The following is a 26,867-nucleotide window of genomic DNA, read 5'->3' on the forward strand; positions in this document are numbered from 1 at the left end:
AGTGAAGATTTTCACAAACTACTGTATTCTTGAGTCATGGCAACAACCCCACAGCTCCAGGACCGTCCCAGGGTACTCGTCGTCGGCGGCGGGTACGTCGGCCTGTACGTAGCCCTCAAACTGCAGAACAAGATCGCGAATGCCGGTGGCATCGTCACCGTCGTTGATCCCCTGCCCTACATGACCTACCAGCCCTTCCTGCCGGAAGTTGCCGGCGGAAACATCGAGGCGCGCCACGCTGTCGTCTCCCACCGCCAGCACTTGAAGCAGACGGAACTTATCCAGGGCCGGGTCACCTCGATCGACCACGCGAACCGGACAGCCGTGGTTGCCCCGTCCGACGGCGGGCCGAACTTTGAGGTGCCGTACTTCGACGTCGTAATGGCCGCAGGTGCCATTACCCGTACCTTCCCCATCAAGGGCCTGGCGGACAAGGGCATCGGCCTGAAGACCATCGAGGAAGCGGTTGCGCTGCGCAACAAGGTCCTCGAGCGGATTGAAGCCGGTTCCACCATTACCGATCCCGCCGAGCGCGCCCGTGCCCTCACTTTCGTGGTGGTTGGCGGCGGTTTCGCCGGCATCGAGTGCATCACCGAGATGGAAGACCTTGCCCGCGCGGCAGTCAAAAACAACCCCCGCGTCAAGCAGGAGGAAGTCCGCTTCGTCCTGGTTGAAGCCATGGGCCGCATCATGCCCGAGGTCACGGCCAAGCAGGCAGACTGGGTTGTGGAACACCTGCGCAGCCGCGGCATCGAGGTGCTACTGAACACCTCGCTGGACAACGCCGAGGGCTCCCTGAAGCTCATCAACCTTCCGGACAAGACCGCCGCGCAGGAATTCGAAGCGGACACCCTCGTCTGGACTGCCGGTGTGCAGGCCAACCCGATGGTCCGCTCCACCGATTTCCCGCTGGAGCCGCGCGGCCGCGTCCGCGTTCTCCCGGACCTCCGCGTCGCAGGCGACGAAGGCATCATCGAAAACGCCTGGGCTGCCGGCGACATCGCCGCCGTGCCGGACCTTACGGGCAGCGGCCTGCCGGACGGCACGTGCGTACCGAACGCGCAGCACGCCCTTCGCCAGGCCAAGCGCCTCGCGAAGAACCTGTGGGCTTCCCGCTGGGACAAGGAGCTCAAGGACTACAAGCACAAGAACCTGGGCGCCGTTGCCGGCTTCGGCGAATGGAAGGGTGTTGCCAACATCAACCTCCTAGGCCGGATCGGGCTCAAGGGCCCCCTGGCCTGGCTGGCGCACCGTGGCTACCACGGAATGGCCATGCCCACGTTCGAGCGCAAGTTCCGCGTTATCTTCAACTGGATCCTGAGCTTCTTCATGGGCCGCGACACCACTCAGCTGGTGGACCTGGAAAACCCGCGCGGAGCATTCGTCGCCGCGGCCACCCCTGCCCCGAAGCCGGCAGCTGCCCCCGCCGCACCGGTGGCTGACAAGCCTGCCGGATCCGGCAGCAGCAGCCAGGCGAAGCAGCCTGTGTCGGCTGACACGAAGTAGCTTCCGTCCCGGCGTCACACCTGAAATCACCGGCAACGGCGGTCGTTCCCCACGGGCACGGCCGCCGTTGCTGTTTAATGGCTCAATGACTGGTGAAAAGGACATCCGGACCCTCCTGGCATCGATCCACCCCGTGCTCCGCGAGGGGGAGTATGTGTATGTTTTGTGGCCCTACGGCAGGCCGCTCGCTCCCGGCATTGAGGCCGCTGTCCGGGAAGCGGAAGGGCTCACCGTGGTGCTGCCCCGGGCCGAGGCAGACAGGCTCGAGCTTCGCTACGACTTTGTTGCCGCCTGGATCACGCTGCAGGTGCACTCCTCGCTTGAAGCACTGGGGCTGACGGCCGCAGTCAGTGCAGCGCTCACCGAAGCCCACATCAGCTGCAACGTCCTCGCCGGATTCCATCACGACCATCTCCTGGTTCCGGTGGCCGACGCGGACCGCGCCCTGGAGATTCTGCACGAGCTCGCGGCGTCAAGCTCCGACAAGCCTGCGCCCCCGCTCGTACTGCGCACCGAGCAGCCGGAAGACCGGCCGGCGATCCTGGAGCTCACCGCGGCTGCCTTCTCTGTGTCGCCGGAGACCGGGCTGCCCGTGGACGGCGAACCGGTGGAAGTGGGTTTGTTGAAGCAGCTCTTCGACTGTGACGAGTACTTGCCGGAGTTCAGCATCGTCGCCGAACAGAACGGCGAGGTGGTGGGCCACGTCATCAGCACGCGGGGCTGGGTGGGGGAGTTGGGGCTGTTGGGCCTTGGCCCCATCAGCGTCGTGCCGCGGCTGCAGCGGCACGGCATCGGCTCGGCGCTGATGCAGGAAACCGTCGTGCGGGCGAACGCCGCGGGGGAGCGGGGCATCGCCCTGCTGGGCGGCCCGGAGTACTACTCCCGTTTCGGCTTTGTGCCCTCGGTTTCACTGGGCATCGAGCCCCCGCAGGCCGAGTGGGGGGACTTCTTCCAACTGCTTCCGCTCGCCGTCTGGCCGGGAGGCATCCACGGCACGTTCCGGTATGCCGGGCCCTTCGAACGGCTCTGACGGGATACCATTGACCGGGCGCCCCAGTAGCCCAATTGGCAGAGGCAGCGGACTTAAAATCCGCGTGTTGTGGGTTCGAGTCCCACCTGGGGTACTTTTCGCGCAGTCGACCTCCCACAATGCCGCGCCTCGATCCGCCGCGCCGGCCTTCAGGCTGACCTCTTCCGGCCGGCTGCTTCCCGCGTGTCCCCGTCTTTTCCCCGTGGTTTCCCATATGCAACGACTGTTATAAGGATGTGACCATAGTCACTTATGTTCGCCGGGAAATTGCATTAGCTTGAATCTAAATCAGGAACACCTGGTAATTCGCATCAAAGGCCGTTCGCACCTTTCGATCGAGGAGACTCTCAATGATTTCACTCCCCCAGGCGGCGCCGCGAGTCGCTAAGCTCACAGCGCTTAGCATCGGCGTCGCCCTACTGGCTACGGCTTGTGGCGGCTCGTCCACCCCGAGTTCGACAGGCTCAACCACCCCTGCAGCATCCGGAATTGCCTGCCCCGCGCCGAGCGCCACCGGCAGTGCCACCACCGGAGCAGGCGCCGGCGGCTCGGTTCCGGCCTCGACCACCACAACCGACACCCCGCTTAAGATTGGATCGCTCCTGCCGACAACGGGGTCGCTGGCGTTCCTCGGCCCGCCCGAAATTGCCGGTGTCAACCTTGGCATCAAGGAAGTCAATGACGCCGGCGGCGTCCTCGGCAAGCCCGTCGAGGTGATCCACCGCGACTCCGGTGACACCAAGACGGACATCGCCACGCAGTCCACCACCGCGCTTCTTGGCAGCGGCGTCAGCGCCATCATCGGCGCTGCTTCCTCAGGTGTTTCCAAGACAGTCATCAACCAGATCACCGGCGCCGGCGTCATCCAGTTCTCGCCTGCGAACACGTCGCCTGACTTCACCACCTGGGATGACAAGGGCCTCTACTGGCGCACGGCTCCTTCGGATGTGCTCCAGGGCAAGGTCCTCGGAAACTACATGGCTACCTGTGGTGCCCAGACCGTCGGCATGATCGTCCTGAACGACGCCTACGGCACGGGCCTGGCAAAGAACGTCAAGTCGGCGTTCGAAGCTGCCGGCGGCAAGGTGGTTGCCGAGGAGCTCTTCAACGAAGGCGATTCGCAGTTCAGCAGTCAGGTAGACAAGGTCATCGCAGCCAAGCCTGACGCCATTGCCCTGATCACCTTCGACCAGGCCAAGAGCATCGTCCCCTTGATGACCGGCAAGGGCATCAAGGCAACCCAGATGTTCCTGGTGGACGGAAACACGTCGGACTACAGCAAGGACTTCCAGGCGGGCACGCTGAAGGGCGCCCAGGGCACCATCCCGGGCACGTTCGCCAAGGAGGACTTCAAGAAGAAGCTGCTGGCCATTGACCCGGCCCTGAAGGATTACAGCTACGCCGGCGAGTCCTACGATGCAGTCAACCTCATTGCGCTGGCAGCCGAGGCTGCGAAGAGCACCAAGGGCACCGACGTCGCCAAGCAGCTGAAGGCAGTCTCCGAATCCGGCGAGAAGTGCACCGACTTCCCGTCCTGCGTCACCCTGCTGCGCAACGGCAAGGACATCGACTACGACGGCCAGTCCGGTCCGGTGACCTTCTCCGAGGCAGGCGACCCGACGGAAGCCTATATCGGCATCTACGAGTACCAGGATGACAACACCTACAAGCCGTCCAAGGAAGAATTCGGCAAGCTGTAAAGCCGCCTCACCCTAGACAACAGAAAGCCCCCGTCCGGCCGGACGGGGGCTTTCTGTTGCCTGGGTGGTGGCTCCAGAACTAAGGGCGCCGGAGGAAGGCGCTTGTGAAAGCGCCTTTGTTGCGTGAGGAACGAGCGCAGGCGCCGAGCAAACGGCTGCTGAGGCGCCCGCACCCATCCCGTGGCCCCGGACACGCAGAAGGGCCGCCACCTTGCGGTGACGGCCCTTGTGCGGCTCCTGGCGGTGGTTTAGACCTCGTCCGCCAGCGTGCCGAGGTACAGCTGGATCACCTTGGGGTCCTTCATGAGCTCACGGCCGGTGCCCGTGTACGCATCCTTGCCCTGGTCCAGCACGTAGGCGCGGTCGCAGATCTGCAGGCAGCGGCGGGCGTTCTGCTCCACCATGATCACCGAGACGCCGGCCCGGTTGATCTCGTGGACCCGCAGGAAGGTCTCATCCTGTTTGACGGGGGAGAGGCCTGCCGAGGGCTCATCGAGCAGCAGGACGGCCGGCTCCATCATCAGGGCACGTCCCATTGCCACCATCTGGCGTTCCCCGCCGGACAGTGAGCCGGCCCGCTGGGCGCGGCGCTTGCCGAGCTCAGGGAAGAGACTGGTGACGAAGTCGAACCGTTCGGCGAAATCCTTGGGCCGCTGGAACATGCCCATCTGCATGTTTTCCTCAATGGTCAGCGTGGAGAACACGTTGTTGTTCTGCGGGACGAAGCCCACGCCCTTGGATACCAGCTTGTTGGCCTTGAGCCCGGTGATGTCCTGGCCCCGGACCACAACGGAACCCGAGTGCACCTTCACCAGGCCGAACATCGCCTTCAACAGCGTCGACTTGCCGGCGCCGTTGGGGCCGATGATGCCGATCAGTTCGCCCTTGCGGGCTTCGATGCTGCAGCCGTTAAGGATGTTGACGCCGGGGATGTAGCCCGCCACCAGGTCGGTGACTTTGACCACCGACTCGTCTGCAGCGGCTGGCGTGGCGGCCGCAGCCGCGCTGGTGGCGCTCATTCTGTGTCCTTCTTCCTGGTTTCGGGCGTCACCGTGGCAGAGTCCGTTTCAGGGGCAATGACGTCGACGGCGATAATGCCGGCGTTTTCGGTGCCCACGATTGACTCCTCGTCGGCCACGAGCTCGGCAGCCAGTTCCTTGATGCCTTCAGCGTCGCCCAGATCGACGTCGTGGTGGGCGCCCAGGTAGGCGTCAATCACGGCGGGGTTCTTCATGACCTCAACAGGCGGGCCTTCGGCGACGATCTTGCCTTCGGCCATCACCACAACCCAGTCGGCGATGTGGCGCACCATGTTCATGTCGTGCTCCACGAAGAGCACGGTCATGCCCTCCGCCTTGAGGTTCTTGATGTGGTCAAGGAGGGACTGGGTCAGTGCCGGATTGACGCCGGCCATTGGCTCATCCAGCATCACGAGCTTGGGCCTGACCATCAGCGACCGCGCCATTTCAAGGAGTTTTCGCTGACCGCCGGACAACGACGCCGCGTAGTCGTCCTTCTTCGCGTCCAGTTTGAACTTCTCCAGCAGGACGTTTGCCTGCGCCGTGATCTCCTTTTCCCGGCCGCCCCACATGCCCTTGAACAGTGCCTTGGAGAGCCGCTCGCCGGGCTGCTCCGAGCCGCCCAGCCGCATGTTTTCCATGACGGTCAGTTTGCCCATCACCTTGGTCAGCTGGAACGTGCGGACCATGCCCATCCGTGCCACCTTGTAGGGGGAGACGCCGGCGAGGCTGTTGCCTTCGAACTGCCACTTGCCGGAGTTCGGCGTGTCAAAGCCGGTCAGCAGGTTGAACAGGGTGGTCTTGCCGGCCCCGTTGGGTCCGATCAGCGCCGTGATCTTGTGCCGGGGGATCTCAAGGTATTCGACGTCGACGGCGTTGATGCCGCCGAAGCTCCGCGTGACATTTTCGGCGACGACGATCGGGTCGCGCTTCTTGCAGCCGGGGGCTGTTTCGCCGGCCGCGATCGGCCGCGTGTCCGTCATGTAGTCAATATTCTCGGTGTTACCGCTGTTCCTAGTGCCACTTGATGTTGGCACATTGCGTTGTTCACTCATGCGAACGCCAACTCCTTCTTGTTGCCGAAGACGCCCTGGGGCCGGAAGATCATCAGCAGCATCAGGGCAACACCCACGAGGATGTAGCGCAGCTGCCCCGCCTGGACCGTGTTCAGCCATGTGACCGCACCGGACTCAATGAGGCCGTAGAGAATGCCCTGGGTGAGCGAAAGCACCACCCAGAAGATCATGGCGCCCACCACCGGACCGAGGACCGTCCCGAGGCCGCCCAGGAGCAGGCAGGTGTACAGGAAGAACGTCAGCTCGGTGCCGTAGTTGGCGGGCTGGACTGCGCCGCGGGGAAGGGTGAAGATCATGCCGGCCAGAGCGCCCAGGACGCCGCCGATGACCAGTGCCTGCATCTTGTAGGCGTAGACGTTCTTGCCCAGCGAGCGGACCGCATTTTCGTCCTCGCGGATGCCCTTGAGGACGCGTCCCCACGGGCTGCGCATCAGGAGCCACACCAGGGTGCAGCAGATGACGACGAGTCCCCAGCCCACAACACGGATGAAGAAGTCCCTGTTGTTCATGCCGAAGTACGAGCCCTCCGGGAACGGGTTCATGGCGTAGAAGCCGCCCTCGAAGGCTGCCAGTCCGTTGGCGGAACCCGTCACGGACGTCAGCTGGTTGGTGGTGACGATGTAGCGGACGATTTCCGCCGCCGCAATCGTCACGATGGCCAGGTAGTCGGCACGCAGGCGCAGGGTGGGAATACCCAGCAGCAGCGCGAAGATCGCCGAGCAGATGACGGCGATGAGCAGGCCGACGAAGAACGGCACGCCGAAAGTCAGCGTGGAGATGGCGAAGCCGTAGGCGCCTACCGCCATGAAGCCCGCCTGCCCGAAGTTCAGCAGGCCGGAGTAGCCGAAGTGAACGGCGAGGCCAAGCGCGGCCAGCGCGTACGCCGCCGTCGTCGGGCTGAAAAGTTCACCGGCAGCGCTGGAGAAAATGAATCCCAAGTCCATGGCTGTCTCCTAACCCACGCGCTCGCGACGGCCCAGGATGCCCTGCGGCCGGAACAAGAGGACAACAATCATGATGAACAGTGCTCCCACATATTTGAGGTCGGCTGCGAGGCCGAACACGGTGGTCAGCTCCACGAAGATGCCGACAATGATGGATCCGATCAGTGCACCGAATACCGTGCCAAGGCCGCCCAGGGTCACACCTGCGAAGATGAGCAGCAGGATCTGGGAACCCATGTCGAACGTGACGCCGGGCCGGTAGTAGGCCCAGAGGATGCCGCCGAGGGAGGCCAGCATGCCGCCCGCCACCCAGACAATCCGGATGACATTGTCGACGTCGATGCCCGAGGCTGCCGCCAGGGCCGGGTTGTCGGCGACTGCACGGGTGGCCTTGCCCAGCCGGGTCTTCAGGAGGACGAAGCCGATCAGCGCGATGACGACGGCGCTGATGACGAGCGACCACAGGTTGTTGGGCGAGATCGACACCGGCCCGATCTGGATTTCCGAGCTCTGGGCGTAGGGCAGTTGCTGGGTGGATCCGCCGAAGTAGAACTGAATAACGTAGCGGACAGCCAATGCGAGGCCGATGCTGACGATCATCATGGGGACCAGGCCCGTGCCGCGGCGGCGCAAAGGCTTCCACAGGCCGGCGTCCTGGACGTAGCCGAAGAGGCCGCCGCCCAGCAGGGCGAGGACCACCGCCAGCCAGAACGGCAGGCTCATGGCATTGAAGGCGAAGACCAGCACGGCGCCGAACGTGACCATTTCGCCGTGGGCAAAGTTGGTGAGGCCGGTGGTGCCGAAGATCAGCGACAGACCCACCGAGGCCAGCGCCAGCAGGAGGCCGAAGCTCAGGCCGGCCACGAGCCTGTTGAGCAGGTTCTGGCCGAAGTCCTGCTGCTGGACCACAATGCCTTTGCCGAAGGCGAAGATGACGGAGAGATTGGACGTCTGGCTGAAGGTGACGGTGCGTGGATTTTCCTGACCGTCGGCGAGCTTGATGCCTTCGGGGAGGGTGGACTCGTCCAGTTCCACTTCATACGTGCCCTGGACCGGGACTCCGATGGTCCATGAGCCGTTGGCGCCTGATTTTGCGGTCCCGGTGAAATCGCCGCTTTTGGCGGTGATCGTAACGTCAGCGATTGGTGCACGTGCGTCGTCACGAAGGAAGCCGCTGATGCTGTTCTGGAACTGCTGGTTCGACGGGGATGGTGTCGGTGAGGGGGTAGTGGCCTGCGACGCCGGGGCGACGACGAGGAGAATTGCCACGACGGCGGCAAAAACAGCCCCCACCGCCTTAAGCAATCTGCCGCGTCGTCTGTGCGACAGGCCTCTCAGTGTGTTTCTCAAAATGAAAACCTCCACATGGGGGTGGACTGGGTTGCGCCTTTACAACCACTGCGAACGGTGCGAGGGGACGTTGTCGTGGCGCCAGATAGACGGCAAATACGCCGAATACTTTGTGATGTCAGTCACCCTGCTTGGGCTTATGTTACAGCCAGCCGGGGCCAAAGAAGCCTCGTGTAGGCACGCCTAAGATCGCGATCGGATAACGACCGTGAAGCCCGGCCACAGGATTGGTGCAGTTCTTCTAAAGAAAACTTTTGTTGATTCTGCGTATTCCTAAACAGTCGCGGCGCCGTGGCTGCTGTGGTATTCGTCACGCCCAGGGGTCGGCCATGTCACGGTTGGGTTTCGGCAGCCCCTTCCGGGGAACTATCCCTGCCGCCCGCGCGTGGAAATTGGTACCTTGAACTATAAGGATCACCACCCAACCCCCTTTATATGGAGGACACCCGCAATGGCACTTGGCGGAAACCCGATCTTCAACGGAAAGAATTTCCGTGGAGCCACCCAGGCACCGCCTGTTCCGCAGGCTCAGTACGGCCAGAACCCCTACGGCCAGCCGCAGTACGGGCAGAACCCGTACGGCCAGACACCGGGACGCACTCCCGGCCAGGTCATGGACGCACAGGGCGGCTGGATGGCCCAGCAGCAGAACATGACCCATGACCAGCTGCAGCAGATGTACAACCAGCCCGCAGCCGGACCGGCCGAAACCGGGCGGATGACCTTTGACGACGTCATCATCAAGACCGCAGCCTGCCTCGGCGTGCTGATGGCCGGTGCTGCCGTGACGCTCTTCGTCAGCATGCCGCTGGCGTCCCTGCTGATGATCGTCGGCGCGCTGGGCGGCTTCGTGCTGGCCCTCGTCAACACCTTCAAGAAGCAGCCGTCACCGGCCCTGATCCTTGCCTACGCGGGTCTGGAAGGACTCTTCCTGGGCGGCCTGACCCGCGTCCTTGACGGCCTCTACCCGGGCGTCGGCCTGCAGGCAGTGATCGGTACACTGTCCGTGTTCGGCGTCACGCTCCTGCTGTTCAAGAGCGGCAAGGTCCGTGCCACCCCCAAGGCCATGCGCTTCTTCATGATCGCGATTATCGGCTACGCGGTCTTCTCGCTGGTCAACATGGTGATGATGCTGACCGGTCTGCAGAACGAAATGTTCGGCCTGCGCAGCGTTGAGATCTTCGGCATCCCGCTCGGCGTCTTCATCGGCCTGCTGGCCATCGGCCTCGCTGCCTTCTCCCTGATCATGGATTTCACCAGCATCGAGGAAGGCGTCCGTAACGGAGCTCCGGAGCGGTTCTCCTGGACCGCCGCCTTCGGCCTCACCGTCACCCTGGTCTGGCTGTACGTGGAGATCATCCGCCTCCTGGCGATCCTCCGCGGCGACGACTAGCACCCAGCCGGCAAACGCCGTCGTACTTCGTCGGAACTTAGCCGAACTTAACAGAATGGGCCCCGCCACACGGCGGGGCCCATTCTGTTAAGCCGGGCGGCTCGTCAGCTGAGTCGCTCGTACACCACCGCCATGCCCTGGCCGCCGCCGACGCACAGGGTCGCCAGTCCGAGGGACCCGTCGCGTTCCCGAAGTCCGTTCAGCAGCGTGGTGGTCATCCGTGCACCGGTCATGCCAAACGGATGGCCGAGGGCGATAGCGCCGCCATGGACGTTGAGCCGTGCGGGGTCGATGCCGAGTTCGCGGGCGCTGGCCACCACCTGCACGGCGAATGCCTCGTTGAGCTCCACGAGGTCGATGTCCGCTATGGCCAGGCCTGCCCGTGCCAAGGCCCGGCGGGTCGCCTCGACGGGGCCCATGCCCATCAGCTCGGGGGAGAGGGCACTGACGCCGGTGGACACAATCCGCGCCAGCGGCTCCAGCCCGAGTTCACGGGCACGGTCGTCACTCATCACCACCACCGCGGCAGCGCCGTCGTTCAGAGGGCAGGCGTTGCCGGCGGTCACCGTCCCCTCGCTGCGGAACACGGGCTGGAGCGCAGCCACTCCTTCCAGGGTGACCCCGGCCCGTGGAGAGTCGTCCCGGTCCACCACGGTGCCGTCCCGGCGCGTGTACGGCGTGATGTCCCGGCCGAAGAATCCCGAGGCCAGGGCTGCTTCAGCCCGGTTCTGGCTGAGGACGGCCCACTCGTCCTGCTCGGCACGGCTGATGCCGTAGGTGGTGGCCACGTTTTCCGCGGTCTGGCCCATGGCGATGTAGATGTCCGGCATCCGCCCGCCCAGCCGGGGATCCGTCCAGGGTGTGTTGGACGCGGACCGGGCCTCGGTCCGCCGCCGGGCCGCTTCGAACAGCGGATTATGGGTGCCGGCGTCGGTTTCCCCGGCGCCCGTCCAGTGGGGATACCGGGAGACGGACTCGACGCCGGCAGCCACGAACGCGTCCCCTTCGCCCGCCTTGATGGCATGGAACGCCATCCGGACGGTCTGCAGGCTGGAGGCACAGAACCTGTTGATGGTGGCGCCGGGCACGTTGTCCAGCCCGGCCAGGATGGTGACCACCCTGGCCATGTTGGAACCGGCTTCGCCACTCGGCTCGGCGCACCCCAGGTAGAGGTCGTCGAGGCCCGGGCCGTGCCCTCCGCGGGGATCGAAGGAGGGGATCTTGTCCAGCGCGGCCGTGACCATCGCCGCGGCAAGGTCGTCCGGCCGTTCGTCCTTCAAAGACCCCTTGAAGGCACGTCCGATCGGGCTTCTGGCAGTGGAAACAATGACTGCTTCTGACATGCGCCCAGCCTACGCCGGAGCTATGCGAGCCGCATCGCCCCGGCCGCGGGGGTAACGGTGAAGATGTCCGGCTTCCGGTAGCCGGCGCGGGAGAAAGCCTGCTCGACGGCGGTGCGCACCTGCTGCTCGGCGGCCACCGGCGTCAGGGCGATCGCTGCCCCTCCGAAGCCGCCCCCTGTCATGCGGGCTCCGATGGCTCCACTGGCCCGGGAGGTGTCGACTGCCGTGTCCAGTTCGGGGCATGAAATCTCGAAGTCGTCACGCATGGAACGGTGGCTGGCATCGAGGAGGGGGCCGATGGCGCCCGGCCCGGCGGAGCCGAGCAGTTCCACGGTCTGCAGGACGCGGTCGTTCTCGGTGACCACGTGGCGGACCCGGCGGAACGTGACCTCATCCAGGAGGCCGCTGGCTTCCGCCAGGTCCTCCACGCCGACGTCGCGAAGCGCTTTGACGCCGAGTACTTCGGCACCGAGCTCGCATGATGCCCGGCGCGACGCATAGCCGCCGTCGGCATGTGAGTGGGAAACTTTCGTGTCGATCACCAGCAGGACCAGGCCCGCCGGCTCCGTTTCGAACGGAACGAGGCGGACGCTCTGGTCCCGGCAGTCGAGGAAGACCGCGTGGCCTTTGGCCCCGCGCAGGGAGGCCGACTGGTCCATGATGCCGGTGGGAGCCCCCACGAAGTCGTTTTCGGCGCGCTGGGTGGCCAGGACCATCTCCTCCGCTTCCAGCCCCGCGCCGGTCAGCTCATTGAGGGCTGAGATGACGGCGCACTCGATGGCGTGGGACGAGGAGAGCCCTGCGCCGAGCGGCACGTTGGAATCCAGCAGCAGGTCAAGGCCGGGTACCGCGATGCCCCGCTCCTGCAGCGCCCAGATGACGCCGAGGGGGTACTTGGTCCAGCCCTTGGCCTGCGGACCGGCCAGCGAGGAGGTGTCCGCCGTCGTCATTCCCTGGTCGCCATACGTGGACAGCAGCCGGAGGGTCGAGTCCTGACGGACCCGGACAGCCACCCGGGCCGTCCTGTCGATGGCGAACGGGAGCACGAAGCCGTCGTTGTAGTCAGTGTGCTCGCCGATCAGGTTCACGCGGCCGGGCGCCTGCCAGACGCCGTCCGGAGCGGAACCGAAGGCGTCCCGGAACCGTGCCTCGAGGTCGCTGCTGCTCAGGTTGCCGTTGCTGAGTGGGGCGGTCATGCGTGTGCGCCTTCCGGGATGGGAGTGAGGGCTGGGGCGGGAACCGTGACGCTGCGCAGCCGCTCCGCCACGAGTTCCGGGGTGGTGTCGTTGATGAAAGCACCCATGGCCGCTTCGGAACCGGCCAGGTACTTGAGCTTATCCTCCGCCCTGCGGGGGGAGGTGAGCTGGAGGTGGAGGTAACCCGCAGGCCGCAGCAGCTCATCGAGCGGGGCCTGGTGCCAGGCCGAGATGTAAGGGGTGGGCGTCGGGTAGAGGGCGTCGAGTCGCTTGAGCAGGTCAAGGTAGACGTGTGCCAGCTCGTCCTTCTCCGCGCCGGTGAGCGCCGCCAGGTCCGGCACCTGGCGGTGCGGGACCAGGTGCACTTCCAGGGGCCACCGGGCCGCGAAAGGAACGTAGGCGCTGAAGTTCTCGCCTTCAAGGACCATGCGGCTGCCGTCTTCGCGTTCCGAGCGCAGCAGGGAGCCGGTCAGCGTTTGCCGGCCGTCGCCGTCGTCGTAGAACTTCCGGGCGGCGGCCCCCATCACTGCTGCGCGGGGCGTCACGTAGGGGTACGCGTATATCTGGCCGTGCGGGTGGTGGAGAGTGACGCCGATGTCCGCGCCGCGGTTCTCGAACGGGAAGACCTGCCGGATGCCGGGAAGCGCGTTCAGGGCGCCCGTACGGTGCGCCCAGGCCTCAACCACCGTGCGGGCCCGGACCTCGCTCAGCCCGCTGAATGAACCGGTGTGCTCGGGCGTGAAGGACACTACTTCGCACCGGCCATAGGCGGCACCGGTTGTTCCCCAGCCGGCATTGTCGGGGACCGGTCCAAGCGCAGGTCCGAGCGACGGGAAACGGTTCTCGAACACCACGACGTCGTAGTCGGGTGCCGGGATTTCGGACGGGTTGGCCGGGGTTGTCGGGCAGATGGGGCACTGGTCCGCCGGAGGCAGGTGGGTGCGGCTCTGGCGGTGCGCAGCCACGGCCACCCATTCGCCGGTGAGGGCGTCGAACCTGACTTCGCCCGGTTCACTCCTTGCCGGCAGTTCGCGGAGGTCGGGGGTGTCCTCGGGCCGGCGTGTTGTTTCCGCCGTCCGGACCGCGGCTGCCGTGGCTCCTCCCGTCCGGGCCCCGCCTGCCGGGGCGTCATCGAAATAGAGCAGCTCCCGGCCATCGGCGAGGTTGGTGCTGGTGATGTGTGTCATGCGTCTAGTCCTTTACGAGCGGCGGCCATCGGAGCCCGCCTTCGAGGGCGCGGCAGCAGGCTCTTCAATTCTCCCACAAAACGATCAAAAAGAAATAGTTTCGAACAAAAAATAACATGAGGAGCTGGCGCGGCTGCGCCGGAGTGAGGTGGCGGGCCTGAACGGGTACGGTTGAGCCCATGACTCCGAGCACCCTCGATTCCGGCCCCAACGGCGCTGGCACCGCCGGCTCAGGCGAAACCGCAAGCGCGCCCCGCCGCTACGCCTCCGGCCGGCAATACGAACTCCGCCGCGGTGATGCCCTGGCCGTGGTCACGGAGCTGGCCGCGGGCCTGCGGCTCTATTCCCGGGGCGGCGTCCAGCTGACGGAAACATACGGGGACGGGGACATCCCTCCGGGAGCCACGGGAATCACGCTGGCGCCGTGGGCCAACCGGGTTGAAGACGGTGTCTGGTACCTGGACGGCAAGAAGCAGCAGCTGGACATCACCGAAGTTTCGCGCAACAACGCCAGCCACGGACTGCTGCGGAACGCGTCCTACGAACTGGTGGATGAATCCGAGTTTTCGGTGACCCTCGAGGCGCCGATCTTCCCGCAGCACGGCTACCCGTTCCTCCTGCGGCACCGCGTCCAGTACGTTCTGGCCGAGGACCTCGGGCTCGTGGTCCGCCAGACACTCCTCAACGATTCCCAGGGGTCCGCCCCCTTCGTCCTGGGAGCGCATCCCTACCTTAGGCTCGGCGACGTGCCAGCCGCGGAACTGGTGCTCACCGTGGGCGCCGCCCGCCGGCTTGTTGCCGATGACAGGCTCATACCCCGCAGTTCAGAGCCGGTCAGCGGCGGGACGGACCTGCGGAGCGGCCGGACCGTGGCCGAACTCGATATCGACGTCGCCTACACGGACCTGGTGTTCGACGGCGGGGTGGCCCGCCAAACGCTCCAGGCGTCCGACGGCCGCAGCATAAGCCTCTGGCAGGACGACAGCTGCGCCTACGTCCACGTCTTCGTCACTGACCAGTACCCCGGCAGGGCAAAAGCCGTTGCCATTGAACCCATGACCGGCCCGGCCAATGCGTTCAACAGCGGTGACGGCCTGCGCTGGCTGCCGGCAGGGGAGTCGTTCACCATCACGTGGGGTATCAGCGCGTCGCTGTAGTCCGCGACGGTTTCCCATCGAGGCGCTGCTGGGGAAGTATTAGGCTATGACGCCAGCTGAGGACGCCGCACCAAGCCAGAGCCAGGATGCCCGCAACGCCGCGGCCCTGCCCGCTTCCCTGGGCGGGACAGCTGAACCTGCGGCCCCGTTGCGGGTGGTGACTGACCGCGAACTGGACCAGGACATTCCCTACGGCGTGCGGATTGCTGCCTCGTGGGCCTGGCGACTGGGGCTGATCCTGCTCGTCGTTGCTGCGCTTGTCTGGCTGCTGAGCAAGATCAGCTTCCTGATCATCCCCGTCATGGTCGCAGCCCTGCTGGCCGGTCTCCTGAGCCCCGTTACCCGCTGGCTCAGGGCGCAGCGCGTGCCCAACGGCGGCGCTGTGGCCATCACAGTGCTGGGCTTCATCGGCCTGATCGCCGGCTCCCTGGCGCTCGTGGGGCGGCAGCTGGTTGCCGGCTTCAGTGAACTGTGGAGTGAGGCGTTGACCGGAATCCAGCAGATCCAGGGCTGGCTGGCGGAAGGCCCGCTCCACCTCACAGCGGCCCAGATCGACCAGTACCTGAAGGAGGCGACGGATGCGCTGCAGAACAACAGCAGCAGCATCCTGAGCGGCGCCCTTTCCTTCGGAAGCACCGCGGGTCACTTCGCTGCGGGCCTCATCCTCGCGTTGTTTGTGCTGATTTTCTTCCTCCTTGAGGGCGACCGGATCTGGGCGTTCCTGGTGCGGCTGCTGCCCAGGAAAGCACGCGCTGCCACTTTCGGTGCCGGCCGCAAGGGCTGGGCTTCCATGGTCAGCTACGCCCGCATCCAGATGTTCGTGGCTTTTGTGGACGCGGTGGGAATCGGCGCCGGCGCCGCCATCATCGGCGTTCCGCTAGCCCTTCCCCTGGGCGTGCTGGTGTTCATCGGCTCCTTCATCCCCATCGTCGGCGCGCTGGTCACCGGCGCCGTGGCCGTGCTCCTGGCCCTCGTGGCCAACGGCTGGGTCAACGCGCTGATCATGCTGGGAATCGTGCTGCTGGTCCAGCAGCTGGAAAGCCACATCCTGCAGCCGCTCGTCATGGGCAAGGCGGTGGCCCTGCACCCGGTGGCCGTTATTTTGTCCGTGGCCGCCGGTTCCTACCTCGCCGGCATCCCCGGCGCACTCTTCTCGGTGCCCATCCTTGCCGTAGCAAACTCGGCGATTCGATATATTGCTGCCAGAACGTGGGAACATGAAGGAGTGCTGGCGGCGGCAACCCCGGGTGTAACCGGGGACACCGGACCCGGCCAAGACAACACCTTCAAGGATGTCTACCTTCCCGGTGCGAATCCGGGCCGCGGCAAGGGCGCCGCACAGTCAACGGGAACTCCCGCCGGACATGCCGGCCCGGACGCCCCAGCCGAATTCCCCAAAGGAGACTAGTTCGTGAAAACCCTCAATAGCCTGCCCGTCACGTTGGACAATGTCCTGGAGGCGCAGAAGCTGCTTGAAGGGATTATTACGCGGACCCCGGTGGAATCCTCCCGGGCCTTGGGCAGCATGGTGGGCGGCGACGTCTACTTCAAGTGCGAGAACCTCCAACGGGCCGGATCGTTCAAAGTACGCGGCGCCTACGTCCGCATGGCCAAGCTCTCCGCCGAAGAGAAAAAGCGCGGCGTGGTGGCCGCGTCGGCCGGGAACCACGCGCAGGGCGTTGCCGTCGCAGCCAAGAGCCTGGGCATCAAGGCGCGCATCTACATGCCGCTGGGCGTGGCCCTGCCCAAGCTGGCCGCCACGCGAAGCCACGGCGCCGAAGTGGTCCTGCACGGGCACAATGTGGACGAAGCCCTCGCTGAAGCCCAGCGCTACGCCGATGAGACCGGCGCCGTCTTTGTCCACCCCTTCGACAACGTCGACGTTGTGGCCGGACAGGGAACGGTGGGGCTGGAAATCCTGGAACAGATCCCCAATGTTGACACCATCCTGATGGGAGTCGGCGGCGGCGGCCTGCTGGCCGGCGTCGCGGTGGCTGTGAAGGCGAGGGCCCGGGAGTTGGGCCGCGACATCCGGATCATCGGCGTCCAGGCCGAAAACGCCGCCGCCTACCCGCCGTCGCTCGCTGCGGACGCCCTGGTGCCGCTGAAGAAGGTCTCCACCATGGCCGACGGCATCGCCGTGGGCCGCCCCGGGCAGCTGCCGTTTAGCATCATCCGCGAACTGGTGGACGACGTCGTGACGGTCAGCGAGGACTCGCTCGCGCGGGCGCTGATCTTCCTGCTGGAACGCGCCAAGATGGTGGTGGAGCCGGCGGGTGCCGTGGGTGTTGCCGCCCTGATGGACGGCAAGATCGAAAACCCCGGCACCACCGCGGTGATCCTCTCCGGCGGCAACATCGACCCGATGCTGATGCTCAAGGTGATCCAGCGCGGTCTTTCTGCGGCGGGCCGCTACATGACGGTCCGCATGATGCTGGACGACCGGCCCGGTTCGCTGGCCACGATTGCCCGGATTATCGCAGAGAACGACGCCAACGTCACAGGCTTGGACCACACCCGGGTAGGCGGCTCCATCAGCATGGGGGACGTCTCCATCACCGTCAACCTGGAGACCAAGGGCCACGAGCACTGCGAGCAGGTCCTGGGCGCGCTCCGTGCCGAGGGTTTCCAGCCGATCGTGGTGCACTAGGGGCCATGGTGCTGGATGCTCAGGGGGGCCGGCCGCAGACGAGGCACACGCCTGCCGCCCGTGCTCAGGGCGGGCTCCTGGTTACGGGGCTGTTCGTCGTCCTCCTGTTTGCGATCGAGTTCGTCAACGCGGCCACGTTCCATGCGTTGAACAGGACGTTCGGCCTCCGCCCGCGCACCGCCGACGGACTGCTGGACATCCTCTCGTTCCCGCTGTTCCATGCCAACCTCGGCCATGTGGTTTCCAACGCGCTGCCGCTGGTCATCTTCGGCTTCCTCGTCTTTATGTCCGGGCTCAGGGTCTTCGTCACCGCAGTGGCGTTCAGCTGGCTCGGCTCGGGCCTGCTGGTGTGGCTGATCGGCGGCTGGGGAATAACGGTGGGCGCCTCCGGCCTGGTCTTTGGACTCTTTGCCTTCCTCCTGGTCCGCGGGTTCTTCAACCGCAGCTGGTGGCAGATAGCGCTGTCAGTAATCCTTTTCCTCAGCTACGGCGGCATCCTGTTCGGTATCCTGCCGGGCGTGGCGGGATTCGTTTCCTGGCAGGCGCACCTGGGCGGTGCACTGGGCGGCGTCGCCGCCGCGGTGCTGCTCAGGCAGCGGCTTCCGCGGGGCTGAACTGCCCGCAGCACAACGCACGACGCCGGCCATCCCCTGGAGGGGAGGGCCGGCGTCGTGCGTTTAGCTGTGCCGTGGGGGGGAGCTGCGCTCCTAGCCCGCGTACGGCTTGGCGGAGATGATCTCCACCGTGATGTCCTTGCCGTTCGGGGCGGTGTAGCTGAGCTTGTCGCCCTCCTTGTGGCCCACAATGGCGGACCCGAGCGGGGACTTCTCGCTGAAGACGTCGATGTCGGAATCGCCAGCGATCTCGCGGGATCCGAGCAGGAAGGTCTCCTCGTCGCCGGCGATCCGGGCGACGACGATCATTCCGGGCTCGACGATTCCGTCATCCGCCGGGGACTCGCCCACGTGGGCATCCCGGAGCAGAACGGTGAGCTGGCGGATGCGGGCTTCAATCTTGCCCTGCTCCTCCTTGGCGGCGTGGTATCCGCCGTTTTCCTTGAGGTCGCCCTCCTGGCGTGCTGCTTCGATCTTCTGGACGATTTCCGCCCGGCCGGCACCGGAGAGGTGGTCCAGCTCTGCCTTCAGGCGATCAAAAGCTTCCTGGGTAAGCCAAGCTGCAGTTGCGCTGTTGGTGGTAGACACGGACTTCTCCTTTTTCGTGGTCAAACAAGTTTGTGGTCAAACAAGTAAAGACCCCGCCACGGTGGCCACTTGTGGAACTCAGTAACCAGCTCAGCGGGGTAGAAGGTATTGATCCATTGTAGTCAATGCGCTGGACAAACCAAAGAAGGCCTGCGGTGTGGGTCACATGCCGGCGGGGGAAAGCAGGCGGAACTGCTGCCCGCTACTTGTCCTCGTCCGGGATCCAGCAGCTGTCCACGACCCCGGAAACCGAGAGCGATTCCGTGCGAACTACTGCGCGGTGGGCGGTGGTGCGGCCGCCGTCGGCCGTGGCATCGGCCGGGTTCGGACCGATATCAAGCACTTTCCAGCCGACCACCGCGAACTTCTCGTCCAGCGCCTTCACCGCACATTTAACGCTGGTTCCGGGTTCCTTGGTGACCTGGAAATCGATCTCGGCCTGGGTAGCGTCCGTGGTGCTGTAGCCGATGTCCTTGAAAGACACGGTCTCGGTGTTCAGGGAGGTGGAGATCCATGCCATAAAGCCGATTCCGGCAGCGAGTGCGGCGATTCCGATGTTGCGCTTGGCCTTGCGCGAGAGGGCGCGCTTTTGGCCCCCGTAACGATTAGCTAGGGTGGTAGTTGGCGGCGCCGAAGTGGCCGGCTGATCCTCGGAAGTCACCGTTCCAGTTTAGTGTGGATCCGAACGGGATATTTCCGCGTCCGCGTAGCCCTGAACCGCACGCCCAACATTCCAAGAAAGTGAGCCGTTTCAGATGACAGCGTCCGCAAGCCAGTCACAACCGCTCCGCCTGCTGGCCGTCCACGCTCACCCTGACGACGAATCGAGCAAGGGCGCAGCCACTATGGCCATGTACGCCGCGGCAGGGGTTGACGTCATGGTGGCCACCTGCACGGATGGATCCCGGGGCGACATCCAGAACCCCGCCATGGAAAACGATCCGCACCCCAAGCGGGACATGGCCGGTGCACGCCGCCTCGAAATGAACAACGCCGCCCGCGTGCTGGGAATCCGCCAGCGCTGGCTCGGATTCGTGGACTCCGGACTGCCCGAAGGCGATCCCCTTCCGCCGCTGCCGCCGGGTTCCTTCGCCCTCCAGCCGCTGGAGGTTGCTGCGGCCCCGCTGGTGAGGCTGGTGCGTGATTTCAAGCCGCAGGTCATCCTGAGCTACGACGAAAACGGCGGTTATCCGCACCCGGACCACATCATGGCCCACCGCGTGGCAGTGGAGGCCTTCGAGGCCGCAGGCGATCCGGAACGGTACCAGGGCATCGGCGAGCCGTGGGCGCCCAGCAAGCTGTACTACGACCGCGCCTTCAGCCCTGAGCGGTTCCGCGCACTGCACTTTGCGCTCGAAGAGGCCGGCCTGCAGTCGCCCTACGCCGAGCGCCTTGCAGCCTGGCTCGAGGCTGACGCCGAAGGCCACACGCCGCCGCCCCCGACGCACCCCACCACCACCCAGGTTGACTGCGGGGACTATTTCGAAGCCCGCGACGACGCACTCCGCGCCCACCGGACCCAGGTGGACCCGCTGGGATTCTTCTTCGCCGTGTCTCCGGACATGCAGCGCCGGGCCTGGCCCTGGGAGGACTACTCCCTGATCCAGTCGCGGGTGCCCGCGGAACTGCCGGAAAAGGATCTTTTCGCGGGGCTAAGATAGAACCAAGCCATGTTCTATGCCCTGTAGAAATCAGGGCCCTCAAGACGCTCCACAGAAGGTCTAAACGTGCATCACTTGCTCCTCGCCCTCGCGACAACCCCGGCGCCCAGCCCCACGCCGTCACTGCGCCCGGGCCTCTCCGAAGACCAGGTGACTCCGGGCATGTGGGGCTTCATCATGACCGCGTTCTTCGTGCTGGCCACCACGCTGCTGATCGTTGACATGGTGCGCCGTATCCGCCGGGTCCGCTACCGTGCCCAGGTGGAGGAAGAGCGCCTTGCCGCGATTGCTGCCGGGGCACAGGACATGGAGATGCCCGGCGACGGGGCGTCGGGCGCGCAAGATGGCACGCAGGCTCCGGGCACGAACGAGCCGGGCACCCTCGGCGGCCCGCAGGGCGGCGCTGACCTCCGCACGGATCGCAACGGTGATGAAGGCCGCGGACAGCGCTAACGGCGCAGCCGGCAACGGCGGGGGAGCCTGGCCCGGTGCAGCGAATGCCCTGGCCGGGGAACCGTCGGCCTACCTGAGGCAGCACGCGGACAATCCGGTCCATTGGCGGCCCTTCGGGGATGAAGCCTTTGACTTCGCGGCGCAGCGGGACGTCCCCGTCTTCCTGTCCATTGGCTACGCCGCATGCCACTGGTGCCACGTGATGGCTCACGAGTCCTTCGAAGACCAGGAGACCGCGGACTTCCTCAACGCCAACTTCGTGGCCATCAAGGTGGACAGGGAAGAACGCCCGGACGTTGACGCCGTCTACATGGCCGCAACCCAGGCGATCAGCGGGGAAGGCGGCTGGCCGATGTCCGTCTTCCTGACCCCTGACGGACGCGCCTTCCATGCCGGAACATATTTCCCGCCGCGGCCCATGCCCGGCCGGCCTTCCTTCCGACAGGTTCTCGAAGCTGTCCGCGAAGCCTGGCTTGAACGGCGCGACGGCGTGGAACACAACGCCGACACCCTTGCACGCGGGATGGCTGAAACGCAGCTTGCCGCGGCCGTCCGGCTGACCGGCCCGCCTGACCCCGTGGATGCCGGGCTGCTCGCCGAGGCCGTCCGGGTCCTGGCCCGCTCCGAAGACGCGCACGACGGCGGCTTCGGCGCCGCGCCGAAATTTCCGCCGTCGCCCGTGCTGGAATTCCTGGTCCGGCACGCTGCCGTGGCGTCGGACACCGCCGCCGCGGCCAGGGACATGGCCGGCCGGACGCTGGCAGCGATGTCCCGGTCCGCGCTGTTCGACCAGCTGGACGGCGGATTCGCCCGGTACTCGGTGACGCGCGACTGGTCCGTGCCGCACTTTGAAAAGATGCTCTACGACAATGCCCAGCTGCTGCGCGCCTACGTCCACTGGGTACGGCTCGGCGGCGACGCCGTATACACGGCCGGGGAGGCCGCGGACGTCGCATCACGCACTGCGGACTGGATGATCGCCTCGCTGCGCCTGCCCGGTGCAGGGGAGGCGGCAGGACATGCGGAGGCGTTCGCGTCGTCCTTGGACGCGGACACGGTGGTGGACGGCAAGCACCTCGAGGGCGCCAGCTACCTATGGACGCCCGAAGAACTGCTGGACATCCTGGGACCGGAGGACGGCCCTCCGGTGGCGCAGCTGATGAATGTCCGTGCCGCGGGCACCGTAACGCAGGCAGCCTCGCCGCTGCATCCGGGCCGCCCGTTCGACGACGCCGAGCGGCGCCTGTGGGACCGGGTCAGGCCGCGCCTGCTGGCTGCGCGCTCGCGCCGTCCGCAACCCGCCAGGGACGAGAAAGTGGTGGCGGGCTGGAACGGGCTGGCGGTCGCCGCCCTGGCTGAAGCAGGTGCCGTCCTGGACCGGCCCGAGCTGGTGGCCGCCGCCGTTAGTGTGGCCGCGTACCTTGAACGGATCCATTGGCGGGCCGCAGGCACCGGGGACCACGACGCCGGTGAGCGGGCCGCGGAACACGGCACCCTGGTGCGCGTATCGCATGCGGGCCGGGCCCGGGGGATCGGCGGGCTGCTCGAAGACTACGCTTTCTGCGTTGACGGACTTCTGGCACTGTTCGGAGTGACTGGTGACGGGCGGTGGTACCGACTCGCCGAGGACATCCTGCGGTCCGCCTGCCTGCGGTTCGCAGCGGACGGAACCCTGGTGGACACCGCCGGGGAATCATCCCAGGTGTTCAACGCCCAGGGCCAGCGGGCCGGCCTGGAGCCTTTCGACAACGCCACGCCCAGCGGTGCGGCCGCGTTCGCCGGGGCCCTGCTGGGTTATGCCGCGCTGTCCGGTTCGGCCGACCACAGGATCATGGCCGGCAATATTCTCTCGCTGCTGCCACCGCTGGCCACACGGGCACCCCGGGCGGCAGGGTGGCTCCTGGCCACGGCGCAGGCTGCCCTTGCGGGGCCCGTGGAGGCCGCCGTCGTCGGGCCTGATGTTCCGGCACGCTCCGAACTCCACCACGCGCTGCTGTTGTCGGCCAGCCCGGGACTGGTGGTTGCGGTCGCGTCCGACGCCGGGAATGGAGCCGTGGCGGCGGTGCCGCTGCTGGAAGGCAGGACTGCGGCGGCTGACGGCTCGCCACAGGTGTACCTGTGCCGCGGGATGGTGTGCGAGCGTCCGGTGGGCTCCGTGGCTGAACTGCTGGAGCGACTGGCTACGATGGCCTGATGACTTCCATGCCGCACCCTGCGTCCGGGGCTCCGCGGGACCCCATTGGGCTGGTCATTTTTGACTGTGACGGCGTCCTGGTCGATTCCGAGTCCGTTGCCATCAGGGTTGACCAGAGGGTCCTCGCGGGACCTGGTGGCGGTTGACGGCATCGTCGAGGCCCTGGCCCGGCTGCAGCTCCCGCACTGCGTGGCCTCCAGTGGCACCCACGCCACGATGGAGCGGAACCTGCCAACTGCGCCGTGGTGGAGGACAGTGTCTTCGGAGTCCAGGCGGCCCGGGCAGCCGGCATGCACGTCTTCGCCTATGGCGGGGGAGTGACTCCGGCGCACAGGCTGGCCGGCCCGGGAACCACGGTTTTCCGGCACATGACTGAACTCCCGGACCTCATCGCCGCGGGTCGGCCCTAAGCACTCCGGCTGAGGACTGCCATGGCGATGGCGATGAAGTGCGCGGCGAAGGCGAACACGGTGAAGGCGTGGAAGAGTTCGTGGAAGCCGAAGTGCCTGTAGCTGAAGTTCGGCTTCTTGAGCGCATAAAAGACGGCACCGGCAATGTAGAGGGCGCCGCCCACGCAGATCAGGACGGCTGAGGCGATGCTGGCCGCGAAAAAGTCCGGCAGGTAGAACAGAGCGCCGCAGCCGAGGGCGATATAGATGGGCACATAAAGCCAGCGCGGTGCGTCGGTCCAAAGCAGCCGGAACAGTACGCCCAGAATCGCGCCGGACCAGATGACCCACAGCAGCACCACTGCCTTGGGCCGTTCCAGCAGCGCCCACGCGAGCGGCGTGTAGCTGCCCGCGATCACCAGCATGATGTTGGTGTGGTCCAGGCGCTTCAGGACGATCTTGACACCGGGCGACCAGTTCCCTCGGTGGTACACGGCACTGATGCCGAACAGGAGTACTCCGGTCACAGCGTAGACGGCCGAGGCAATTTTCAGGTCGGTCGTGGGCGCCAGCAGGATCAGGACCAGCCCGGCGGCGAAAGCCAGCGGCGCGGTGAAGGTGTGGATCCAACCGCGCCACTTGGGCTTGATCATGAGCAACTCCGCGATGCGGACTGCCGCTTCATCCATCGGGCCCGACTTCCGGCTGCGGCCTGCTCCCGGGTCCGCCGGGGGAGAGTTGCGTTCCATGGGTCAAGAATAAACTACGTTCCAGTAAGTTACTTATGGGTAACAAGTCCGGGCCCTGCAATCCGAAGCCGTGTGCACCGTGCCGCCGCCGCGGGCGGGTAGCCTAGGAATGCACTGCCGTCATACATCAAGGAAGTCAGGTGAGTCTCCGGATGGAGTTGCCCGGGATCCTCTATGGCTTCTATGAACGCAGGCTCCTGCGCTCGCTGGACACGGACCGCATCCCCAAGCACATCGGTGTGATGGTGGACGGCAACCGCCGCTGGGCCAAGCAGTTCAACGCTCCCACCAGCCAGGGCCACCAGGCCGGTGCCGACAAGATCCACGAATTCCTCGGCTGGTGCCAGGAGCTCGGCGTCAAAGTCGTCACGCTCTACATGCTCTCCACCGACAACATGAGCCGCTCCGGCGAAGAGCTGGACCTGCTGATGGGCATCATCGCCAACACCCTTGACCGGCTGGACGAGGACGAGGACATCTCGGTCCATGCCATGGGGGCGCCGGAGCTGCTTCCCGACTACCTGGCAGACCGGCTCAACAAGCTCACGGCGCGGACGCCGGCCCACGAAAAACTCCACGTCAACGTCGCCGTGGGCTACGGAGGGCGCCGCGAAATCGTGGATGCCGTCCGGGAGCTCCTCCACGACGCCGTGGCCCGGGGCCAGGACATTAGCAAGCTCGCAGATGATCTCACCGTGGACGACATCTCAAGGTTCCTGTACACCCGGGGGCAGCCGGACCCGGACCTGGTGATCCGCACTTCCGGTGAGCAACGGCTGTCCGGCTTCCTGATGTGGCAGAGCGCCTACAGCGAGTTCTACTTCTGCGAGGCGCTCTGGCCCGCCTTCCGCAAAGTGGACTTCCTGCGGGCCCTGCGCGACTACGCGGGCCGGCAGCGGCGCTTCGGCTCCTGACGCCCGGTTCACGTGGAGTTCACGTGATCGCAACACGAATCGCCGGGAAATAGTTTGGGAAACAAAGCCGCGAGGAATTACGTTGAGCTTATTAGCAGGCACTCTGCCGGCTAATCGGGGAGGCCAGTACATGGAGCGGATTTTCGCACCGGATGTATGGGAGGCCGGAACCGGCCTCGTGGCCGATCCGCCTCACCTATAAATATCCGGGCGTGCGCCCCGGGGCTGGAGTCGATGTGGCTATTTCTGAACAACTGCCCGACGTCATTTCCGACCAGGGAGAGAAAGCTACCTCTCGCGCCAAGCGAGCAACTTCACAGACCGGTGCAGCGAATTATGACGCTGCGGCCGGTCTTGCTGTATCCGGCCAAAATACCGGGACGGACGACACCCTGTGGACCTTCGTCATCGACACCTCGGTTTTGCTCTCGGACCCCCGCGCGCTGCTGCGGTTCGCGGAACACGAAGTCATTGTGCCGATCGTGGTCATCACGGAGCTGGAGGGCAAACGGCACGACCCCGAGCTGGGATACTTCGCCCGCAAGGCACTGCGGCTCCTGGATGACCTCCGGGTCCAGCACGGCGGACTCGACCGTCCCATTCCGCTGGGCGACGACGGCGGCATCCTCATGGTGGAGATGAACCACATTTCCGCTGAGGTGCTCCCGGCAGGGTTCCGCGGCGGAGACAACGACAGCCGAATCCTCGCCGTCGCGAAGAACCTCGCGAACGAGGGCCGGAACGTCACGGTGGTCTCCAAGGACCTGCCGATGCGTGTGAAGGCCTCCGCGATGGGGCTCCTCGCCGACGAGTACCGCAACGAACTGGTGAAGGACTCCGGCTGGACCGGGATGGCAGAGGTCGAAGCCAGCGAGGAGGACGTCTCCACTCTCTACGGCCACGAGCCCGTCTTCATCCCTGCGGCGGCAGAGATGCCGGTCAACACCGGACTGGTGCTGCTCTCGAACCGGGGCTCTGCCCTGGGCAGGGTGGGCGCTGACAAACAGGTCCGGCTGGTCAAGGGGGACCGCGACGTCTTCGGGCTCCACGGACGTTCCGCGGAGCAGCGGCTGGCCATCGACATGCTCATGGATCCGTCCGTGGGTATCGTCTCGATCGGCGGCCGCGCCGGTACCGGAAAGTCGGCGCTGGCACTGTGTGCCGGGCTGGAGGCCGTGCTGGAACGCCGCGAACACCGCAAGGTGATCGTCTTCCGGCCGCTCTACGCGGTGGGCGGACAGGAGCTCGGCTACCTGCCCGGTTCCGAGTCCGAGAAGATGAACCCCTGGGCGCAGGCCGTCTTCGACACCCTTGGAGCCCTGGTCAGCCAGGAAGTCGTTGAGGAAGTCATGGACCGCGGCATGCTGGAAGTCATGCCGCTGACCCACATCCGCGGCCGCTCGCTCCATGACGCGTTCGTGATCGTCGATGAGGCCCAGTCCCTCGAAAAGAACGTCCTCCTCACCGTGATGAGCCGGATCGGCCAGAACTCGAAGATCGTCCTGACCCACGACGTCGCCCAGCGCGACAACCTGAGGGTTGGCCGGCACGACGGCGTTGCCGCCGTCGTCGAAACCCTCAAGGGGCACCCGCTCTTCGGGCACATCACCCTCACCCGCTCCGAGCGCTCGCCGATCGCGGCACTCGTCACGGAGCTGCTGGAAGGGGCGGAAATCTAGGCGTCCTGGTCGGCTGCGCCGGTCACCCTTCCTCTGCGTGCTAGCTCGTTCCTCGCTTTTACGCACGCTGCCGGA

Annotated in this window: 25 protein-coding genes and 1 tRNA gene; 16 read left to right on the top strand and 10 right to left on the bottom strand. The window is 65.8% G+C overall.

Translation table 11 applies throughout. The features are described 5' to 3' along the window. The first annotated feature begins 36 nt into the window (after nt 1-36). The 4 genes from Q8Z05_RS13605 to Q8Z05_RS13620 all read left to right on the top strand — a co-directional run bounded on the left by Q8Z05_RS13605 (nt 37) and on the right by Q8Z05_RS13620 (nt 4,236). Entirely contained in the window at nt 37-1,506 is a 1,470-nt protein-coding gene (locus Q8Z05_RS13605) for an NAD(P)/FAD-dependent oxidoreductase (RefSeq protein WP_305940152.1), read from the top strand. Nucleotides 1,507-1,591: 85 nt separating this feature from the next. Beyond that, a complete protein-coding gene (locus tag Q8Z05_RS13610) occupies nt 1,592-2,536 on the top strand; it encodes an N-acetyltransferase (RefSeq protein ID WP_305940153.1) in 945 nt (314 codons plus the stop codon). A 20-nt stretch (nt 2,537-2,556) separates the two neighbouring features. Next, nucleotides 2,557-2,630, top strand: a tRNA-Leu gene (locus tag Q8Z05_RS13615). 256 nt (nt 2,631-2,886) lie between these two features. Beyond that, the gene (locus Q8Z05_RS13620; RefSeq protein WP_305940154.1) at nt 2,887-4,236 is read left to right on the top strand and encodes an ABC transporter substrate-binding protein; all 1,350 of its coding nucleotides are present in this window, start codon (nt 2,887-2,889) and stop codon (nt 4,234-4,236) included. A 248-nt stretch (nt 4,237-4,484) separates the two neighbouring features. Here the strand turns inward: Q8Z05_RS13620 and Q8Z05_RS13625 are convergent, their stop codons facing one another. From Q8Z05_RS13625 to Q8Z05_RS13640, 4 genes are all read right to left on the bottom strand, one after another. Next, nucleotides 4,485-5,255 carry an ABC transporter ATP-binding protein gene (locus Q8Z05_RS13625; RefSeq protein WP_305940155.1) on the bottom strand — a complete coding sequence of 257 codons (771 nt, stop codon included), beginning with the start codon at nt 5,253-5,255 and terminating at the stop codon, nt 4,485-4,487. After that, nucleotides 5,252-6,238 carry an ABC transporter ATP-binding protein gene (locus Q8Z05_RS13630; protein ID WP_305940156.1) on the bottom strand — a complete coding sequence of 329 codons (987 nt, stop codon included), beginning with the start codon at nt 6,236-6,238 and terminating at the stop codon, nt 5,252-5,254. The genes Q8Z05_RS13625 and Q8Z05_RS13630 overlap by 4 nt, the downstream gene beginning before the upstream one ends. Nucleotides 6,239-6,306: 68 nt before the next feature. Then, on the bottom strand, nt 6,307-7,275 hold the full coding sequence (locus tag Q8Z05_RS13635; RefSeq protein ID WP_305940157.1) for a branched-chain amino acid ABC transporter permease: 969 nt from the start codon (nt 7,273-7,275) through the stop codon (nt 6,307-6,309). 9 nt (nt 7,276-7,284) lie between these two features. Further along, entirely contained in the window at nt 7,285-8,568 is a 1,284-nt protein-coding gene (locus tag Q8Z05_RS13640; RefSeq protein ID WP_305940158.1) for a branched-chain amino acid ABC transporter permease, read from the bottom strand. A 508-nt stretch (nt 8,569-9,076) separates the two neighbouring features. Between Q8Z05_RS13640 and Q8Z05_RS13645 the strand changes: the two genes are divergently transcribed. Then, the gene (locus Q8Z05_RS13645) at nt 9,077-10,018 is read left to right on the top strand and encodes a Bax inhibitor-1/YccA family protein (protein WP_305940159.1); all 942 of its coding nucleotides are present in this window, start codon (nt 9,077-9,079) and stop codon (nt 10,016-10,018) included. 104 nt (nt 10,019-10,122) lie between these two features. On the opposite strand, the gene Q8Z05_RS13650 is transcribed toward Q8Z05_RS13645, so the two are convergent. Genes Q8Z05_RS13650 through galT form a run of 3 tightly spaced genes read right to left on the bottom strand, consistent with a single transcriptional unit; the run spans nt 10,123 to nt 13,744 of the window. Continuing rightward, nucleotides 10,123-11,361: an acetyl-CoA C-acetyltransferase gene (locus tag Q8Z05_RS13650; RefSeq protein ID WP_305940160.1), complete on the bottom strand. Its 1,239-nt coding sequence runs from the start codon at nt 11,359-11,361 to the stop codon at nt 10,123-10,125. 20 nt (nt 11,362-11,381) lie between these two features. Further along, nucleotides 11,382-12,557, bottom strand: coding sequence for a galactokinase (gene galK / locus Q8Z05_RS13655; RefSeq protein WP_305940161.1), 1,176 nt, complete (start codon nt 12,555-12,557; stop codon nt 11,382-11,384). Beyond that, nucleotides 12,554-13,744 carry a galactose-1-phosphate uridylyltransferase gene (galT, locus tag Q8Z05_RS13660; RefSeq protein WP_305940162.1) on the bottom strand — a complete coding sequence of 397 codons (1,191 nt, stop codon included), beginning with the start codon at nt 13,742-13,744 and terminating at the stop codon, nt 12,554-12,556. The genes galK and galT overlap by 4 nt, the downstream gene beginning before the upstream one ends. A gap of 179 nt (nt 13,745-13,923) precedes the next feature. Between galT and Q8Z05_RS13665 the strand changes: the two genes are divergently transcribed. From Q8Z05_RS13665 to Q8Z05_RS13680, 4 genes are read left to right on the top strand one after another with little or no spacing between them, the layout of a single operon-like run. Continuing rightward, the gene (locus Q8Z05_RS13665; protein WP_305940163.1) at nt 13,924-14,901 is read left to right on the top strand and encodes an aldose 1-epimerase family protein; all 978 of its coding nucleotides are present in this window, start codon (nt 13,924-13,926) and stop codon (nt 14,899-14,901) included. Nucleotides 14,902-14,947: 46 nt separating this feature from the next. After that, nucleotides 14,948-16,309, top strand: a complete 1,362-nt coding sequence (locus Q8Z05_RS13670; protein WP_305940164.1) for an AI-2E family transporter — start codon at nt 14,948-14,950, stop codon at nt 16,307-16,309. A 3-nt stretch (nt 16,310-16,312) separates the two neighbouring features. Continuing rightward, nucleotides 16,313-17,551 (top strand): threonine ammonia-lyase, encoded by a 1,239-nt coding sequence (gene ilvA / locus Q8Z05_RS13675; protein ID WP_305940165.1) that lies wholly within the window; start codon nt 16,313-16,315, stop codon nt 17,549-17,551. Nucleotides 17,552-17,556: 5 nt separating this feature from the next. After that, a complete protein-coding gene (locus tag Q8Z05_RS13680) occupies nt 17,557-18,165 on the top strand; it encodes a rhomboid family intramembrane serine protease (protein WP_305940166.1) in 609 nt (202 codons plus the stop codon). 93 nt (nt 18,166-18,258) lie between these two features. Here Q8Z05_RS13680 and greA read toward each other — a convergent pair whose 3' ends face one another. Together greA and Q8Z05_RS13690 are read right to left on the bottom strand one after the other, a co-directional pair. Next, nucleotides 18,259-18,753 carry a transcription elongation factor GreA gene (greA, locus tag Q8Z05_RS13685; RefSeq protein ID WP_305940167.1) on the bottom strand — a complete coding sequence of 165 codons (495 nt, stop codon included), beginning with the start codon at nt 18,751-18,753 and terminating at the stop codon, nt 18,259-18,261. Between the two features lie 202 nt (nt 18,754-18,955). Next, nucleotides 18,956-19,414, bottom strand: coding sequence for a DUF4307 domain-containing protein (locus Q8Z05_RS13690; RefSeq protein ID WP_305940168.1), 459 nt, complete (start codon nt 19,412-19,414; stop codon nt 18,956-18,958). 94 nt (nt 19,415-19,508) lie between these two features. Here Q8Z05_RS13690 and mca point away from each other — a divergent pair, with 94 nt between their 5' ends. From mca to Q8Z05_RS13715, 5 genes are all read left to right on the top strand, one after another. Then, entirely contained in the window at nt 19,509-20,414 is a 906-nt protein-coding gene (gene mca, locus Q8Z05_RS13695; RefSeq protein ID WP_305940169.1) for a mycothiol conjugate amidase Mca, read from the top strand. A 66-nt stretch (nt 20,415-20,480) separates the two neighbouring features. Further along, a complete protein-coding gene (locus tag Q8Z05_RS13700) occupies nt 20,481-20,867 on the top strand; it encodes a hypothetical protein (RefSeq protein WP_305940170.1) in 387 nt (128 codons plus the stop codon). Next, nucleotides 20,845-23,061 (top strand): thioredoxin domain-containing protein, encoded by a 2,217-nt coding sequence (locus tag Q8Z05_RS13705; protein ID WP_305943567.1) that lies wholly within the window; start codon nt 20,845-20,847, stop codon nt 23,059-23,061. The genes Q8Z05_RS13700 and Q8Z05_RS13705 overlap by 23 nt, the downstream gene beginning before the upstream one ends. Then, nucleotides 23,061-23,207: a hypothetical protein gene (locus Q8Z05_RS13710; RefSeq protein WP_305940171.1), complete on the top strand. Its 147-nt coding sequence runs from the start codon at nt 23,061-23,063 to the stop codon at nt 23,205-23,207. Before Q8Z05_RS13705 ends, Q8Z05_RS13710 begins: the two co-directional genes overlap by 1 nt. Before the next feature lie 96 nt (nt 23,208-23,303). Continuing rightward, nucleotides 23,304-23,471: a hypothetical protein gene (locus Q8Z05_RS13715; protein WP_305940172.1), complete on the top strand. Its 168-nt coding sequence runs from the start codon at nt 23,304-23,306 to the stop codon at nt 23,469-23,471. Here the strand turns inward: Q8Z05_RS13715 and trhA are convergent. Next, the gene (gene trhA, locus Q8Z05_RS13720; protein WP_305943568.1) at nt 23,468-24,139 is read right to left on the bottom strand and encodes a PAQR family membrane homeostasis protein TrhA; all 672 of its coding nucleotides are present in this window, start codon (nt 24,137-24,139) and stop codon (nt 23,468-23,470) included. The genes Q8Z05_RS13715 and trhA overlap by 4 nt on opposite strands. Before the next feature lie 212 nt (nt 24,140-24,351). Here trhA and Q8Z05_RS13725 point away from each other — a divergent pair, with 212 nt between their 5' ends. Further along, on the top strand, nt 24,352-25,113 hold the full coding sequence (locus Q8Z05_RS13725) for an isoprenyl transferase (RefSeq protein WP_305943569.1): 762 nt from the start codon (nt 24,352-24,354) through the stop codon (nt 25,111-25,113). Nucleotides 25,114-25,349: 236 nt separating this feature from the next. Next, nucleotides 25,350-26,792: a PhoH family protein gene (locus Q8Z05_RS13730; RefSeq protein ID WP_305940173.1), complete on the top strand. Its 1,443-nt coding sequence runs from the start codon at nt 25,350-25,352 to the stop codon at nt 26,790-26,792. The last annotated feature ends 75 nt before the right edge of the window (nt 26,793-26,867 follow it).

Source organism: Arthrobacter oryzae (assembly GCF_030718995.1).
Lineage (GTDB): Bacteria > Actinomycetota > Actinomycetes > Actinomycetales > Micrococcaceae > Arthrobacter > Arthrobacter oryzae_C.